The 16,140-nt window shown below is 33.5% G+C and carries 16 protein-coding genes and 1 riboswitch; of the genes, 3 read left to right on the top strand and 13 right to left on the bottom strand.

Features of this window, described 5'->3' with window-relative positions:
• Window positions 1-179: 179 nt before the first annotated feature.
• The 8 genes from RT261_RS01560 to RT261_RS01525 all read right to left on the bottom strand — a co-directional run bounded on the left by RT261_RS01560 (window position 180) and on the right by RT261_RS01525 (window position 6,260).
• The gene (locus RT261_RS01560) at window positions 180-626 is read right to left on the bottom strand and encodes an RtcB family protein (RefSeq protein WP_331665354.1); all 447 of its coding nucleotides are present in this window, start codon (window positions 624-626) and stop codon (window positions 180-182) included.
• A gap of 11 nt (window positions 627-637) precedes the next feature.
• Window positions 638-850: a hypothetical protein gene (locus RT261_RS01555; protein ID WP_313128472.1), complete on the bottom strand. Its 213-nt coding sequence runs from the start codon at window positions 848-850 to the stop codon at window positions 638-640.
• 522 nt (window positions 851-1,372) lie between these two features.
• Window positions 1,373-1,810, bottom strand: a complete 438-nt coding sequence (locus RT261_RS01550) for a hypothetical protein (RefSeq protein WP_331665353.1) — start codon at window positions 1,808-1,810, stop codon at window positions 1,373-1,375.
• Window positions 1,811-1,913: 103 nt separating this feature from the next.
• Window positions 1,914-2,876, bottom strand: a complete 963-nt coding sequence (locus tag RT261_RS01545; RefSeq protein WP_313128470.1) for a phosphotransferase — start codon at window positions 2,874-2,876, stop codon at window positions 1,914-1,916.
• A 375-nt stretch (window positions 2,877-3,251) separates the two neighbouring features.
• The gene (locus RT261_RS01540; RefSeq protein ID WP_313128467.1) at window positions 3,252-4,037 is read right to left on the bottom strand and encodes a polysaccharide deacetylase family protein; all 786 of its coding nucleotides are present in this window, start codon (window positions 4,035-4,037) and stop codon (window positions 3,252-3,254) included.
• A 54-nt stretch (window positions 4,038-4,091) separates the two neighbouring features.
• Window positions 4,092-4,955 (bottom strand): L-serine ammonia-lyase, iron-sulfur-dependent, subunit alpha, encoded by an 864-nt coding sequence (sdaAA, locus tag RT261_RS01535; RefSeq protein WP_313128465.1) that lies wholly within the window; start codon window positions 4,953-4,955, stop codon window positions 4,092-4,094.
• A 24-nt stretch (window positions 4,956-4,979) separates the two neighbouring features.
• Window positions 4,980-5,642 (bottom strand): L-serine ammonia-lyase, iron-sulfur-dependent subunit beta, encoded by a 663-nt coding sequence (gene sdaAB / locus RT261_RS01530; RefSeq protein WP_313128463.1) that lies wholly within the window; start codon window positions 5,640-5,642, stop codon window positions 4,980-4,982.
• A gap of 147 nt (window positions 5,643-5,789) precedes the next feature.
• Window positions 5,790-6,260 carry a hypothetical protein gene (locus RT261_RS01525; protein WP_313128461.1) on the bottom strand — a complete coding sequence of 157 codons (471 nt, stop codon included), beginning with the start codon at window positions 6,258-6,260 and terminating at the stop codon, window positions 5,790-5,792.
• A 751-nt stretch (window positions 6,261-7,011) separates the two neighbouring features.
• Between RT261_RS01525 and upp the strand changes: the two genes are divergently transcribed.
• From upp to RT261_RS01510, 3 genes are all read left to right on the top strand, one after another.
• Window positions 7,012-7,641, top strand: a complete 630-nt coding sequence (upp, locus tag RT261_RS01520) for a uracil phosphoribosyltransferase (protein ID WP_313128459.1) — start codon at window positions 7,012-7,014, stop codon at window positions 7,639-7,641.
• A gap of 59 nt (window positions 7,642-7,700) precedes the next feature.
• Window positions 7,701-7,927: riboswitch (cobalamin riboswitch) on the top strand.
• A 207-nt stretch (window positions 7,928-8,134) separates the two neighbouring features.
• Entirely contained in the window at window positions 8,135-8,539 is a 405-nt protein-coding gene (locus RT261_RS01515; RefSeq protein ID WP_313128457.1) for a DUF4430 domain-containing protein, read from the top strand.
• A gap of 76 nt (window positions 8,540-8,615) precedes the next feature.
• Window positions 8,616-9,146, top strand: a complete 531-nt coding sequence (locus RT261_RS01510) for a hypothetical protein (protein WP_313128455.1) — start codon at window positions 8,616-8,618, stop codon at window positions 9,144-9,146.
• Between the two features lie 126 nt (window positions 9,147-9,272).
• On the opposite strand, the gene RT261_RS01505 is transcribed toward RT261_RS01510, so the two are convergent.
• The 5 genes from RT261_RS01505 to RT261_RS01485 form a co-directional block, all read right to left on the bottom strand.
• Window positions 9,273-10,928 (bottom strand): ASKHA domain-containing protein, encoded by a 1,656-nt coding sequence (locus tag RT261_RS01505; protein WP_313128452.1) that lies wholly within the window; start codon window positions 10,926-10,928, stop codon window positions 9,273-9,275.
• Between the two features lie 163 nt (window positions 10,929-11,091).
• On the bottom strand, window positions 11,092-11,292 hold the full coding sequence (locus tag RT261_RS01500) for a cold-shock protein (RefSeq protein ID WP_091684005.1): 201 nt from the start codon (window positions 11,290-11,292) through the stop codon (window positions 11,092-11,094).
• 406 nt (window positions 11,293-11,698) lie between these two features.
• Window positions 11,699-11,980 (bottom strand): DUF1294 domain-containing protein, encoded by a 282-nt coding sequence (locus RT261_RS01495; RefSeq protein ID WP_331665352.1) that lies wholly within the window; start codon window positions 11,978-11,980, stop codon window positions 11,699-11,701.
• A 323-nt stretch (window positions 11,981-12,303) separates the two neighbouring features.
• Window positions 12,304-14,094 carry an aspartate--tRNA ligase gene (gene aspS, locus RT261_RS01490; protein ID WP_313128447.1) on the bottom strand — a complete coding sequence of 597 codons (1,791 nt, stop codon included), beginning with the start codon at window positions 14,092-14,094 and terminating at the stop codon, window positions 12,304-12,306.
• 443 nt (window positions 14,095-14,537) lie between these two features.
• The gene (locus RT261_RS01485; protein WP_313128445.1) at window positions 14,538-15,932 is read right to left on the bottom strand and encodes an aminopeptidase; all 1,395 of its coding nucleotides are present in this window, start codon (window positions 15,930-15,932) and stop codon (window positions 14,538-14,540) included.
• Between the last annotated feature and the right edge of the window lie 208 nt (window positions 15,933-16,140).

Raw genomic sequence — 16,140 nt, 5'->3', positions numbered from 1 at the left:
GTATACTGTATAAAAAATAAGGCTTAGATATTATATATTATTATACATATATAAAAACAAAAATGGTGTATACTTTAAATGTATGAATCTACCAACACTTAACAATATACACCATTATAAACTTTATACAATATCTGTACTATTAATTATATTATATAGTATATATTTAATAATATATATTATATACATATAACTCCCCCAAGAGTTCCCAGAGATTTGACTGCCCTGTCTAAATTAATTCTGCCTTCCGTTTTACATCTGAGCATATTTAGATCAATCTCATCATTGTATTTATGTGCTGATTCCCTGATATGGAAGCCTGACGGGATCCTCTCATAGATAAGTTTATCCAGCTTCTGCAATTCAATATGGGAATTCTTTATTAGGATAGTCTCCATACCACACCCGATATCAACACCAACAAGATTAGGAACGACACAATCTTTCAGTGTCATAGTTGTTCCGATGGTGCAGCCTGCACCGGCATGAACATCCGGCATAATTCTAATTTTTAAATCTTTTACATATCCCTGATTGCACAAGGTTCTAATCTGTTCAAGTGCTGTTTCCTCCACTACTTCTGTATAGACCTTAGCAATATTATATTTTCCTTCTATAATCTTCATTATTTCCTCCATTAATAATTAATTCTCTTAGTAAATTCTTTTAAATCATCCAGTTTTTGATTATTCTTGTTGACTCTCTTTTTCCTGTTTGGATTATCAACCTTTGCTCTTGGATAATATTTATCGCATTTTTGACAATAATGTTCATGACATGCATCTCTGCCCTTTTTACATTGACCTAACGCAATATAATTGATACAAACAGCTTCTCTATATCTAGCCATAAGACTTATTCCTCCTGTTATTATAACTCCCTTATAGGTACAAAAAGAGCCCATTATTATGTGATAATCTGGTATCAACAATAATCGGCTCCAATTGTCATTCCTATATAATGGTTGCCGATAGCATTTGAACATGCTACCGATTCTTTATTCTAACTACCTCTGGATTCCATCGCATGAAATCCGTATATAGTTAAAACTATAGCATGTTTCATTATTCTGTTTTAAACTTTGTGAACTTTTTAATTTATTTAATATACTAATTGATTTCATAGCAATGTCTCCTTTCTGTAATATTTTATTTACAATTCCTAGTTGTTTAATATAACACATTATATACATATTGTAAAGATGAAAATCTCCTTGGAAAATTTCATAGCTCTTTTCCTTTAACCCTAATTCCAGTTTCATTAATTCTGAAAATAAAACCGTAGGTGGACCCTTTTCTTGTAAAACTAATCAATTATAATTAGTTGAAAAAATCTATATGTGAAAGATCTATATTATTTGAAGAAGTTACACTTATGTTAAAAGTTCCGCTAGCATTTGCACCAACAATTCTAATACTATATTTCCCACCTTTTTGGTAATAAACTTTATATTTCCAGTTTCATTCACCTCATTTTTTTTCGCTACAATATTATATTCTGAATCTAAAACTACAATATAAAACTTACCTTTACTAATTTTTGTATTATCATTAATATTTATCTCATTACCTTTATTCGATGTAAACTGCATTAAAGACCAGTTACCATCAAACTTTTCAAAGTCAAAACTTTTACTATTTTTATCACTTTTATCATTTGTTTTGCTATTAAAACTTTTATGTGATTCATTCTTGTTTGATAAATAGACATTCGAATCAATATTAGGAAATTTCACTTTATATACCAATACTCCTCCTGTAAATATTATAAATATCGTAAAAAGCACTATTAAATTTCTTCTCTTTTCCATTTTTTTAATCCCCTCCATTACTTTACTATTATATTATCACAATAAAGCAAAATATCCTTTGAGAAGTTAGCGAATTATTCAGACTACATATTATGAACACAAGTCATTCATACTTATCTATATTTAACTGTTCTTTACCCTTTAAAATAATATCAGCCAAAGTCTGTGCTTTTTTATAATAATAAGTGAAGACTTCATCTCTTTCTATAGATTTATCATTTAATTCTCTCTCTATAAACTCAATACACTCATTTAGACATGATAGCAATACATCCCATATAAACTGTTTATAATCAGGTTTTAATATCAATTTATCATATACACCTTTTAAAAATATCTTTCGGTATTCATCGGTCATATAAAATGGAAAAGGAAAATTTTTTTCTGAACCGTGAGATATTAAACGAGCAATATCTAAGGAGTAAGGCATAATTCCTGCGAAAGCCCAGTCAATTAAGATAATGTCCTTATTTTTTTCTATTACGTTGCATTGCAGAAAATCTCCATTACATAAAGTGCGTGGACATACTAACTGTCTATCTAAAAAAGTACGATATGCAGAAGATAGTTTTGGCTCATTTATAAGACATTCTGACCTTTTATTGATTCTTGTCCAATATCTTTCAAAACGGTTATCAAACTTATTTTCTTCAAAGTCCTTTTCCTGCCAATACATATTAAAAATACGAGAAAGACTGTCGGCACACCCATAGGCCATATCTTTATTAAACATTCGTAAATCCGTTCCAGCAATATATTCAATTAATATCCACTTTATATTATTAATGCAAGTCCAGCCCTCGAAGTTTGGGACAGGAAGGTTTTTACCTACAAGAAACTTTTCATAAACTTCTACCTCGTAGCTATCTGACTTTTTCAGAATATAGGTCTGTTCATCTACTATTATCTTGTATACATTATAAGCTCTGTCAACGCCTTCACCATTATCGTGAAAACGTTCAATATGTATTTGCCCCGAAAGTATTGGTTTAATTTCTCCCAAAACTGTTTTTAGCATATTTATTTTATATATATCTGTAACTATTTCTGTAAATACACCTTTCATTAATATCCCCTTTCTAAAAATCCTGAAAATAATCATTTAACCCACTAATAGTACGTTAAATATAATGACGATATGATTATCCTTTAGTTTATTAAAGTGATACATTTTGTACCAGAAAAGTCCTCTCGTACAATACTATTTTACCATATATATCCTCTATAAACATCTGTTTCACAAAATTTTTATCTATAATTTTCAATTTTAAAATCCTCAGCAAAATCTAGAAAGTATATATGTAAAGTCCGTGTTTTTTGCATGAGCTTTAAAATTCTAACCTACATATATTTACTAATTAAACAAAAAAACTAACCAGAAATATTTATTATCTCCCAGTTAGTTCTAAAAACAACCTATTATTAATCACAAAGCTCCCATTTATTTTTCAAACTGTCTTCCCTCATGATCCATATAATACTCACTGGTATAAATCAATTGAGAAATCGGAACAATTTCATAACCTTTTTCTTTAAGTCCCGTAATCATAGATTCTAAGGCATCTTTCGTATATTTTGCTCCATTGTGGCATAGTATGATAGAACCATTCCCTAAATGCTCATGGTCTACCACCGTATTTACGATAGATTTCACGCCGTAATCGCGCCAATCTAGACTGTCCACATCCCATTGAATGCAATGATAACCAGCCTCTCTTGTAGCCTGAATTAATGTATTGTTATAATCACCATAGGGTGGGCGGAAGAGATTCATATCAATGCCGGTCAGCTGTTTCACCTTATTGTGAGGCTTCATAATTTCTTCTATGGACTGCTCTTTGGATAGCTGGGACATATGTTTGTGATTCTCACTATGATTTCCCAGGTCATGGCCGGCGGCTGCGATAGCTTTTACATCATCGGGATATTTTTCGATCCAGCCTCCTGTCATAAAAAAGGTGACTTTTACGTTGTTCTTTTCAAGGATATTTAATATCTCCGCAGTATCTTCATTCCCCCAGGCAGCATCAAAACTTAAGGCAACTTTCTTCTCAGGAGAATCTACACAATAAATAGGAAGTTCTCTTGCATTTGCTACGCTTGTAACAGAAATGGCTTTGGGAATATATTTAATGCCAAAAGCACAGATAACAAGGAATGATAGTACTACAATACCGGTTTTTATAAAAAATCTCAGCTTTTCCTTATCTTCATTATCAATTTCCATAACTTCACCATATATTATTCTTCATTACAATATATGGGTTGTTTTTCGTATCTATTACTGGATTTTTTCTCTCCAACACTTACCGGTTTCTGTTGCAGCCAGTCCTCCCAATGCGGTTTCTTTTAAAGAAATCGGCATGGATAAACCAATTCGGTACATAGCACTGATTACTTCATCCCATGGGATTCTGCTTTCTACTCCGGCAAGTGCCATCTCTGCAGCTGCAAAGGCATTAACAGCACCTGCTGCGTTTCTTTTAATGCAAGGTACCTCTACCAAACCTGCAACCGGATCGCAGGAAAGCCCCAGCATATTTTTTAGAGCCATTGCCATAGCATGGGCGGCCTGAGACGGAGTTCCTCCAGCCATTTCGGTTAGCGCAGCTGCTGCCATAGCACTGGCTGAACCAACTTCCGCCTGGCAGCCACCAGCTGCTCCTGAGATGGAAGCATTGTTCGCAATGATATAACCGATTGCTCCGGCTGTGAATAGATGGTTAATTACTACTTCTTCCTCTACCTGAAGTTTTTCCTGGGCCGCAAACATAACCGCAGGAAGTACACCCGATGAACCAGCTGTAGGAGTGGCACAGATTAATCCCATAGAAGCATTCACTTCATTGGTTGCAACAGCATAGCAGATAGCCGATATTAAAGTATAGTCCGTCAGATAGTTCCCACTATTTCTATATTCAGAGAGCTTTTTGGCATCTCCTCCTGTCATTCCGGATTTAGAGGTAACTCCCTTCATCCCTTTTTCTATAGCAGCTTTCATGACCATGTAATTATCTTTCATTTTATTTATAATGTCTTCTTTACTAAGACTGGTAGCTTGCATTTCCTGTTCTAACATAATCTCATAGATTTTTTTGTTCTGGGTTTCTGCAAGATTTACTAATTCAGCAATATTATTAAACATGTCAATCCCTCTAAACATATGTACTTAAGCACTAAGTACATACACTTTCTTTACATTGTCTTTTAATGCAATTTCATTCAGAATCTCTTCTTGTACTGTCTGATCTGTTTCAATAACCATTAATGCCATGCTGTCCTTCTCTATTCTGGATACATTCATCCCGCTGATATTTATTTTGTGGTTGGCTAAGATTACTGCAACGGAAGCCACTACTCCATATGCATCCTTATGATATATTAGCATGGCAGGATTTTCACCGGATAAGTTCAGCTCAAATCCGTTCAATTCTGTAATCTGAACAGCGCCTCCACCAACAGATATTCCGGTAAGCTCCAGAGTTTCGTCCCCTTTTACTAATTTTATCTGTAAAGTATTCGGATGGGAGGGTACTATTTCCTCTGTATAAAAGTGAATTTGGATACCTTTCTTTTGGGCAATAAGTATAGCATTCTGGATTCTTGGATCATCCGTTTCAAAATCCAACAGTCCTGCAATAACAGCAATATCTGTAGCATGTCCTTTATAGGTTTCAGCAAAGGAACCATAAAAATGAATATGAATTTCCTCCGGTTCCATGCCAAATATTCTGCGGGCAATCTGTCCAATACGGACTGCTCCTGCCGTATGAGAGCTGGATGGTCCTACCATAATGGGACCTATAATATCAAATATACTTTTATATTTCATTTCATTTCCTCTTTTGGTTAATCAGTTTTATTATTGCTTCTTACTGCTTATTTTACTTTATTCTTAGAGTATATACAATAGTATTATTTTTATGTTCATACAAAAGAAATAACCAGTAAATCCTTATGGCTTACTGGTTATTTCATGTTAAGTGTTATTGGAAGATGAGGAATGTTCTATTTCTTTTAATATAACCATTCTTTCTAATACTGTCTTATAAACTAACACAATATGTGCATCAATAAAACAATATTTATTAATTAAGAATTCATATGTTTTTACAATAAAACATATGCTCATTAAGATAATACTAAAAATAGTAATAATCGGATTTATATCTTTCGTGATAAGAAAGAATGCTGCGCCCAGATAAAAGAGAAAGGAAAAGAAATAAGTTTTGCTGATACGTACTGCCAAAAACAGCGCATCATTTAGTCGTCCCTGCATTTTCCTTATTGCATTTCGATCTAGCTTTTTTAGATTCTCATATATATCATTATAAATTTCTTTGCTGTCAAAAGATTTATCTTCTAAGCTTTTTTGGCAAACAAAAAAATATTTATTATATTTGTTTTCACCAAATTCTTTACTTATTAATTTTTTAAAAATACTTGACATATTCCCTCTTTTCCTGCATAACATATAGACTTACGCATAAAATCGTTCTTATTATTTATAGTTCCCATGGAATTAATCGGTTTCCTTCTTTTACATAAAAAATATCTTGTTCTTAACTTTAGTATTTGTATCTTTCAAAAAAACAACCTCTGAAATTCATGTGAATACTACCTTTTTAAGTAAATTATAAGGAGCAAATCTGTCCTATTTTTTTCATTTTTTGTTTTAAATTGTAAAAATACATTGATTAAAAATTCACAAATTGTTCATAAATCATCCACACTATAATCATATATGTCTATTATAATAAAAGCATAGTAAATAAGTTGTACACTATATTGCTAATAAGATAATTTTTTTCATAAAATAAGCCTGGTAGTTACCCTCCCCCCTCTACCGGGCTTCTCCTCTGCCTAAGTATGGAAAGAGAGTCTTTTATTAACCAAATAAAATTTTTAAATACTTATTTTATGAATTTTTAAGTGGAATTCTATTTTAATAGCTTAGATTCATTTCATTTTTAAATTCCTTTATCTCATATATTATCATATTTCACTTTTTTCATTCTTTGCTTATCCTATTAAAATACTGCCTGCTTTTTTTATTTTTCATATTTTACATTTTATACACGAATATATTACATTACTTTTTCAAAAAATACAATAAATATAATTTAACACTTTTCTTAGACATTTATTTTTGTTATAATACTTCTAGCAAAAAAGTCTAAAAAACAAATGGAGGCAAGATTATGTCTAAAGTAATAATTATGAATCATCCATTGATTCAGCACAAAATAGGAATCATGAGACGCAAAACAACTTCAACTAAAGAATTCCGTGATTTGGTTTCTGAAGTTGCAATGCTTATATGTTATGAAGCAACAAGAGAACTTCCTCTTGCTGAGATAGAGATTGATACACCTCTTGTTAAAACAATTGCTCATGAAATTGAAGGCAAAAAGCTTTGTATCGTTCCGATCTTAAGAGCCGGTTTGCATATGGCAGATGGAATATTAAACCTGATTCCCAATGCCAAGGTTGGACACATTGGTTTATATAGAGATGAAAAAACATTAGAGCCAGTTGAATATTTTTGTAAGTTACCTACTGATGCCAATGAGAGAGAGATCTTTGTTGTTGACCCTATGTTAGCAACTGGGGGTTCCGCAGATGCTGCTATTACCTTGTTAAAGAAAAGGGGAATCACTAAAATTCACTTCCTATGTCTCATAGCAGCACCAGAAGGTGTAAAACGTCTTACATCGGCTCATCCTGATGTTGATGTATTTATAGGTGCTTTAGATGAGAGATTAAACGAAAGTGGTTATATTCTACCTGGACTTGGCGATGCCGGGGACAGAATCTATGGTACTAAATAATTATATTGACTTTTTTTTTGCGTAATGATATACTGACAGCGTTTATAAGCAGCTGTTTAAGGCTGTTTCATATATCAAGTGGTCACTAATTTATATAAAACCCACATAAAATAGTGACATAATAGGGAAACAGGTTAAAATCCTGTACGGTCTCGCCGCTGTAATTGAGGAGTTTTCTTCAGTATGCTTCATAAAAGCAATATAGATCACTGAGCACATGCTTGGGAAGATTTGAAGAAAATGATGAATCATAAGTCAGAATACCTGCTTGATATGGTACCAAATATGCCACGAGGAATGGTAAGAGGTACAATGACTGTCAGCCGGATATTCTGGTAATAAAGTTATTGTTAATAATCTAAACTATTTTAGGTTCCTTTTGCTTTTGTGGCAAAGGAACCTTTTTCATTCTCCCTCAAAACCTGAATGGCTTTAAAATGCCTCCCTACGAATCAAGAAGGTTCCTATTATTAAAGAAGGAGGAGAATAAATCTTGGAACAAAAAAGAAATGTCAAGAAAATTGTTGTTAGTTGTATTGCTTTGGTCGCAATAATTGCTGCTATGTTCTTTGCCTATAAAACATTTATGGCAAAACCGGTAGAAGGTTCCAAAAACATTGTTGCAGAAGTAATATTAACAGATGGTACAAGTGAGTCCTTTAAAATTACAACAGATGCCGAATTCTTAAGAGAAGCCTTAGAAAAGAAAAAACTGATTTCCGGAATTGAAACGAAAAATGGTTTATATGTAACTACAGTAAATGGTATAACAGCAGACGAATCGAAACAGGAATGGTGGAATTTTTCACTAAACGGAGAATCTTTAATGACAGGTGTTGATACAACGCCTATAAAAGATGGTGACCATTATCAAATAACATTAATGGTCGGATATTAAATAATAAGTTACCTAACTGAGAAAGGAAGATATAATTCTTCGCCGTTCAGGCTAAGAGTGAAAACGGAGGTATAGGATGCGTATAAAAGATATTGTTTTAATTGGTATGTTAAGCGCTCTTTTAATTGCCGTCAAAGAAGTCCTTGCCTTTCTTCCTAATATAGAATTGGTTTCTCTGCTGATAATACTATTCTCTCTACTGTTGCACAAAAAAACATTACTTATTATATCCATATTTGTTTTACTGGAATGTTTTATATACGGTTTTGGATTATGGTTAATAAATTATTTCTATATTTGGTTTATCCTATACTTTATTGTTCGAATTTTTAAAAGAGATCAATCCGCCTTCCATTGGGCAGTTATTTCAGGTGCTTTTGGATTGACCTTTGGTGCTCTTTGCTCCATTCCCTATTTATTTATGGGGTGGATTAACGGAAGCTTCCTAACGGGTGTTCAATCTGCCATTGCTTATTGGATTACAGGAATTCCCTTCGATATTATACATGGAATAAGTAACTTTTTTATAACCTTGTTCCTGTTCAAACCTCTTTATAAGAATTTAAATAAAGTAATAACTAAAGAAATATATATAGAAAAAGATTAAATATATAATCCAAAGTTCGTAATAAAGTACTTTATCGATGAATCGTAATCTTACTTAATAGATAAAAAAGCATGTTTTGAAAAATATATATTCAAAACATGCTTTTTGCATTCATAACTTTACAAATTAGAAATTCATAGCTTTTAAAAACTCATCTTGAAAATCTTTACATAATGCCAGTTCCAGATGCTTTACTTTTTTGCTTATACTTTCTGCCTCTTCTTTTGAGATTTCCCCTAATAACACTTTAGAAGCACCCTCTAAGGCTCCATTTCCAATATAACTTATCTTATCCGGCTCTATGGAAGGCAGCAATCCTATATGAACGGCTTTCTTTACATCAATATTACTGCCAAATGCACCTGCCAGAATAATGGAATCCAGTTGGGATACCGTTAGTTTGGCTTCTTCTAACAACAGCATGATTCCAGTATAAATTGCTGCCTTAGCCAGTTGAAGTTCTCTAATATCCTTCTGGGTTAAAATAACTTCTTTATCACCATGTTTCCATAAAGTAACAAAGTTAGTTTCACCCTCCGCTCCTAATAAACGGCCTGTCTGATCCATTATATGATTACTAAGGAATTCAGAAACTGCTTCAATCACTCCTGATCCGCAGATACCAATGGGATGGATATCATTTATTTCATCTTCAGATTCCCCATTCCTATTCATTCTATAGGTTAAGATTGAGTCTTTTCCCAGTCCAATTATTTCTATCTCAATCAAATTATTTCTGATATTTACTTTCGATATTGCTCCTTCTATGGCCCGCATACCCTGATGCAAAGAAGCTCCTTCAAAAGCAGGGCCTGCAGCCGTTGAGCATACCGTAAGCTCCCCATCCTTTCCTAGAACAATTTCTCCATTGGTTCCAATATCTACAAGGAGATGGTTTCCCTTTGCATAGTTCAAATCTCTGGAGAGAATACAGCCCAATGTATCAGAACCTACATGACCTGCAATTCCAGGCATTACATATATTTCTCCATAAGGATTCATTTCAAAATCTACTTCTGAAGCTTTCAATATTACACCTTCGTAAGATATTCCCTGAAAGGGTACCTTTGCCAATTTCTCAACAGATTTGCCTAAAAACAAATGGGACATGGTTGTATTGGCAGTGATAACCGCAATCTCAATTTGTTTCACATCAATATTATTCTCTGCCGACATGCGTAAAAGTAAGGTATTACAGCACTCTCGAATCAGATAGGCCAGTTTTCTTACATTGTCTTCCCTACTATTGGCAAAAGTAATTCTTGCAATTACATCTGCCCCATATAGGCTTTGAGGATTCTTGGCACTAATTTCATCTATGATTTCTTTTCTACTTAGATTCCACAATCGTGCTGCCACCGATGTTGTTCCTATATCAAATGCAACGCCATAATGCTCCTCCATCAAAGGATTTGTTAAAGTATTTCTTATAGTATTCGTTAAAGTATTTCTTAAATCCTTTTCTATTTTATCTTTTCTATGTCCGGCCTGGCTTCGCTTTTCTTTTTTACCAGAAATAATAACACAAGTATCTTCTGTAATGGTAAAACAACAAGCCAAACGAACACCTGAATTAAGTTCTTCTTCCGTAAGAAGTTTTCGTTCTTCTTTACTGTAATTTTTGTTGTTGCCTTTTGTAATCATTGCCTTACATTTACCGCAAGTTTTATTTCCGGAGCAGATGCCCCCAAGATCAATTTCATTTTCCAGCGCTGTCTGAAATAAATTACTTCCTGCATTTACCTGAATTTTTTGATTCATTGGTAAAAATGTTACAAGCATAGGTCTCTCCTTTCCCGGAATTTAAAAAAAGGTTATCCTTTAGGATAACCTTTTTAACCAATTCCGTTTTAAAACAATATATCTAATTCATAATAAAAACTTTTAAAAATAAAATTCTTAAAATTTATATATTAGAAAAAGGCACATCGAAAAACTTGGTTAATTATAATTTGATTACGTTTGTAGCTTGAGGTCCCTTAGCACCTTGAACAACATCGAATTGAACTTCTTGTCCTTCTTCAAGAGACTTGAAGCCATCCATGTTAAGACCTGAATAATGTACGAATACATCGTTTCCTTGTTCGTCGGAGATAAATCCGAAACCTTTTTGATTGTTAAACCATTTCACTGTACCTTTGTTCATGTTAATTCCTCCAAAAAAATAATAAAATACTGCTATAAATTATAACAGCTATTGATAGTGTATGCACTTTCATGCAACATATTCATAATATCACTCTTTGTTCAATCTGTCAAACATTATTTTGGTAATTTTAAGGTAATTACTATGTAAAATGTATAAATTTAATAAATAATTTTTTATAATTTTATAACTTTTATAATAAAATTTGGCTATTTTATGTAGTCCGATTTTGCAAGATTCCCTATCTTCTACTCTTTATTTACATTCTTAAATCTTAATTTACAAGGAATTATCTAATGTATCCGCACCTATAAACAACACCGTTCTAAAATAACTTTTACTGTATTTATTTCAAATGTTCCATATAAATATACCGTATCTTTGGCTGCATAAATTAAGCTTTAAATTATATAAATCTATAGAATAAAAATACCACTAATAAAATTTGTACTATCAAAATAATCGGCATACCTATTACAAAGGCTGTATGTTTTGTTTTATGGCGATATACTTTCATTCCTAATAAAGAGCCGGCACTGCCTCCTATAATTGCAATAAAGAACAAAGTTTTCTCCTTTATCCTCCATTCATTGTTCTTAGCCCGTTTTTTATCCACACCCATACTAAAAAAACCCACTACGTTTAATATAATCAAATATAAAATAACTACTTTATATATAACTTCCATGCTCAAACCTTTCCAAATAAGTTAAAATATTTATCTTAAGTTAAAATATTTATCTTAAATCAAAATATTATCTTAAGTCAAAATATTATCTTAAGTCAAAATATTTATTCCCTAAATTGATAATAAATTTGACAATATACTTATCAAACAAACCAATTACATAACTGCCTATTCCAATACACCGCTTTGCCTTCATAAATCTAAATTGGCCTTCGAGAGTGGGGTATGTTTCATATTCCAAAGTCATATAAAACATACCCTGCTCTCGAAGGCCTCATTGCCCTATCATAGGCAAAGTGTCCTTATTACATTCAACCTATTAATTATTCTGCCTCATCAGCAATCCCAATTCCAAGTTCATCAAGTTGTTTTTGATCTACAACATTTGGTGCTTCTGTCATTAAACAGGAAGCATCCTTTACTTTAGGGAAAGCAATTACATCACGAATGCTATCCTCTTTTGCCATAAGCATAACCATACGATCTAAACCGTAAGCTAAACCTGCGTGAGGCGGAACTCCATACTTGAAAGCATTTAGCAGGAAGCCAAAACGGTCATAGGCATCTTCTTTAGAAAAGCCAAGCACTTCAAACATTTTTTCCTGCACATTGTTCTGATAAATTCTGACACTGCCACCGCCAATTTCTGTTCCGTTTAATACGATATCATATGCTTTTGCTCTTACTTTACCTGGTTCCGTATCGATTAAGTGCAAGTCTTCTTCCATTGGCATTGTAAATGGATGATGTTTTGCTGTATATCTTCCCTCTTCTTTAGAGTACTCAAGTAACGGGAATTCGGTTACCCATAAGAATTTATATTCCGCTTTATTTAATAAATCCAGATTTCTAGCAATTTCTAATCTTAGATTTCCTAATACATCAAATACAACATCGTCCTCATCTGCTGCAAATAACAATAAATCACCAGGTTTACCGGACATGGCAGCTACTAAGTTTGATAATTCTTCTTCTGTCATAAACTTAGCAAAGGAGGATTTATAAGTTCCATCGCTGTTTACTGCAAGGTATGCTAAACCTTTTGCTCCAAAGCCTTTTGCAAATTCTACTAATGCGTCGATTTTCTTTCTTGGCATTTCTCCCTGTCCTTCTGCATTAATACCACGAACAGAACCGCCTTTTTCCAAGGCACTTGTAAATACAGAGAAGCCACAGCCCTTTACTGTTTCAGACACATTCTTTAGTTCCATACCAAAGCGAAGATCCGGTTTATCGGAGCCAAAGCGATCCATTGCTTCTGCATATGTCATTCTCTGAATAGGAAGTTGTACATCCACACCGATAGTTTCTTTAAATAATTTCTGTAATAGCCTTTCATTTACGCTGATTACATCATCAACATCAACAAAAGATAATTCCATATCTATCTGTGTAAATTCCGGCTGTCTGTCCGCACGTAAGTCTTCATCACGGAAGCACTTAACGATTTGGAAGTATCTATCGTAACCGGAACACATAAGCAATTGTTTAAATAACTGAGGTGACTGGGGCAGTGCATAGAAATTACCTGGATGTACACGGCTGGGAACTAAATAGTCTCTGGCTCCTTCCGGTGTACTTTTGGTAAGCATCGGAGTCTCAATTTCTAAGAAACCTTCCTCTGCTAAAAAGCTGCGGGTTAAAGTAGCAACTTTACTTCTCATAATCAGGTTCTTTTGTAAATCTGGTCTTCTCAAATCCAGATATCTATATTTTAGTCTTAAATCTTCTTTTGTTTTACTATCTTCTTCAATAGGGAATGGAGGTGTCTCCGCTTCTGAAAGAATACGAACTTCTGTTGCCCTTATTTCAATATCACCAGTGGCAAGATTTTCATTAACAGCACCGGAACGTGCTTCTACCCTGCCAACTACTGCAATAACAAATTCACTTCTTAGTTTCTCGGCTTTTGCAAAACCTTCTGCGCCTATATCATTTTCTTCAAATATAATTTGAAGGATACCGGAACGATCCCTTAAATCCAAGAAAATAATTCCACCTTTGTTTCTGCTTTTTTGTACCCATCCCATTACGGTAACAGTTTCCCCGATATTGGTTTTAGACACTTCTGTACATCTATGGCTTCTGTGTAAGCCCTTCATTGATTCAGCCATGTTAATCCTCCTATTTCTTATAGTTAAAACAGATATGAATAATCTGCTGTTCTATTTTTCTCATAACCTCATTCTTGCAAAGCAAGTATTATATTATAATAAAAACTCTTATGCTATCATATCACTCATGGCTAAGAATAGTCAATATTTTTCTGGCATTTATGCCTCTATTACACCTTATCCATACATCTGGCAAATTTACTGGCTATTCATTTCGTTTTGATATATCGCATTACCAGTCATAGGACAGGACTTAGCATTCCACCCTGACTATTGTCTCAACACCAACTATTAAGATTGAGTTACAAAAAAAGAACACCCTTGCAAGTATTGCTGTATCCATATTGCATACATAAATGTAAGGATGTTCTTTCTTAATGATCAATTCTTTGTTTTATATTTTCCTTAATACTTAGGGTATATTCCAAATCAAAAACCAGCTATTATATTTCCTTTAAAAAGGCTTCATAGCCGCGCATAGTTTCATATACGTCTACTTTACTGGTAATTTCCCAAGGAGCATGCATATTTAGAACAGCTACACCGCTGTCAATTACTTCCATGTTATACTGCGCCATTATATATGCAATGGTTCCGCCGCCCCCTTCATCTACTTTACCAAGTTCTGCGGTTTGGTAGGATACATTGTGTTTTTCCATAATACTTCTTAGTTTGGCTATGTATTCCGGATTAGCATCATTAGAACCTGACTTACCTCTTGAGCCGGTATACTTATTGAATACCATTCCTTTACCAAAGTAAGCAGAATTCTTTTTCTCCATAACAGCTGGATAATTTGGATCAAAAGCAGCACTAACATCAGATGATAGCATATGAGAATTCTGTAAAGCACGTCTTACACCAAGTTCAGAATATTCACCTTGACAATTCATAATCTCAGCTACTACATTCTCAAAGAACTTTGAATGCATTCCGGTAGCGCCAACACTTCCGATTTCTTCTTTATCTACTAATACACATGCACAAGTTCTGTCTGTTTTCTCTACTTCAAAGAAAGCTTTCATAGAAGTATAAGCGCATACTCTATCATCCTGTCCATAGCCCATAATCATACTTCTATCCATACCATAATCTCTTGCTTTTCCAGCAGGTACGATTTCTAATTCAGCAGATACAAAGTCATCTTCTTCTATATCATATTTTTCTTTTAATATAGCTTTTATATTGGCCTTTACCGCGTCTTTTTCTTCGTCATTTAATGGCATACTGCCTATTAGCAGATTTAAGTCTTCACCTTCAATTACTTTGGAAGCCTTTTTATCCATTTGAGCTGCGGAAAGGTGAACCAGAAGATCTGTAATTCCAAGTACCGGATCGTTATCCTCTTCACCAATTACTACATTAACTTTAGTACCGTCCTTTTTCACTACAATACCGTGAATTGCAAGGGGAAGAGTTACCCACTGGTATTTCTTAATTCCACCGTAATAGTGAGTATCTAATAAAGCTAAATCCGTATCTTCATATAATGGATTCTGCTTTACATCAATTCTTGGAGAGTCAATATGGGCTCCAAGTATCTTCATACCTTCTTCTAAAGGTTTTTCGCCAATCAAAAATAATGCTATGGCTTTGTCCATATTATTGTAGTAAACTTTATCTCCAGCCTTTAACTTCCCTTTACTTGCTATTATGGACTTTAGATCCTTATACCCTTCTTCTTCTGCCTGTTTGACAATCTCAGTCACACATTCTCTCTCTGTTTTACCTTTGGAAATGAAGTCTCTATAACCTTCATTAAAAGCAAAAATCTCTTTTTTCTGGCTGTCGTCATATTTTAGCCATGCATTCTTATCCTTTTTGTTCTCTTCTTTCATTACTAAGACCTTATCATACGAAATTATTATTCATATGGCCACTATCATTGTGAAAGAATCCGGTTCGTGGCATCCTTTCCCTCAAATTTTCTTTCACAATTCTTATGGTGTAAATAAATAATCCATTGCTTTTCCACCATCTATTCAGAAAGCCAATGTCAGTATTGCCATTGGCCTTTGCGCATAATTTGTTTGTTTCCTATGAAAC

Origin of the sequence: Anaerocolumna sp., assembly GCF_032079385.1 — a bacterium.
Classification (GTDB): domain Bacteria; phylum Bacillota; class Clostridia; order Lachnospirales; family Lachnospiraceae; genus Anaerocolumna.
The sequence above is the reverse complement of the archived record's forward strand: the minus strand, read 5'-3'. Positions and strand labels throughout refer to the sequence as shown.

What these genes read in the sequence shown, in the direction of transcription:
- RT261_RS01550 (WP_331665353.1), bottom strand. Translation starts at nt 1,810, where the DNA reads ATGGAAAAGAGAAGAAATTTAATAGTGCTTTTTACGATATTTATAATA.
- sdaAA (WP_313128465.1), bottom strand. Translation starts at nt 4,955, where the DNA reads ATGTTTAATAATATTGCTGAATTAGTAAATCTTGCAGAAACCCAGAAC.
- RT261_RS01500 (WP_091684005.1), bottom strand. Translation starts at nt 11,292, where the DNA reads ATGAACAAAGGTACAGTGAAATGGTTTAACAATCAAAAAGGTTTCGGA.
- RT261_RS01560 (WP_331665354.1), bottom strand. Translation starts at nt 626, where the DNA reads ATGAAGATTATAGAAGGAAAATATAATATTGCTAAGGTCTATACAGAA.
- RT261_RS01510 (WP_313128455.1), top strand. Translation starts at nt 8,616, where the DNA reads ATGCGTATAAAAGATATTGTTTTAATTGGTATGTTAAGCGCTCTTTTA.
- RT261_RS01505 (WP_313128452.1), bottom strand. Translation starts at nt 10,928, where the DNA reads ATGCTTGTAACATTTTTACCAATGAATCAAAAAATTCAGGTAAATGCA.
- RT261_RS01525 (WP_313128461.1), bottom strand. Translation starts at nt 6,260, where the DNA reads ATGTCAAGTATTTTTAAAAAATTAATAAGTAAAGAATTTGGTGAAAAC.
- sdaAB (WP_313128463.1), bottom strand. Translation starts at nt 5,642, where the DNA reads ATGAAATATAAAAGTATATTTGATATTATAGGTCCCATTATGGTAGGA.
- upp (WP_313128459.1), top strand. Translation starts at nt 7,012, where the DNA reads ATGTCTAAAGTAATAATTATGAATCATCCATTGATTCAGCACAAAATA.
- RT261_RS01495 (WP_331665352.1), bottom strand. Translation starts at nt 11,980, where the DNA reads ATGGAAGTTATATATAAAGTAGTTATTTTATATTTGATTATATTAAAC.
- RT261_RS01540 (WP_313128467.1), bottom strand. Translation starts at nt 4,037, where the DNA reads ATGGAAATTGATAATGAAGATAAGGAAAAGCTGAGATTTTTTATAAAA.
- RT261_RS01485 (WP_313128445.1), bottom strand. Translation starts at nt 15,932, where the DNA reads ATGAAAGAAGAGAACAAAAAGGATAAGAATGCATGGCTAAAATATGAC.
- aspS (WP_313128447.1), bottom strand. Translation starts at nt 14,094, where the DNA reads ATGGCTGAATCAATGAAGGGCTTACACAGAAGCCATAGATGTACAGAA.
- RT261_RS01545 (WP_313128470.1), bottom strand. Translation starts at nt 2,876, where the DNA reads ATGAAAGGTGTATTTACAGAAATAGTTACAGATATATATAAAATAAAT.
- RT261_RS01555 (WP_313128472.1), bottom strand. Translation starts at nt 850, where the DNA reads ATGGCTAGATATAGAGAAGCTGTTTGTATCAATTATATTGCGTTAGGT.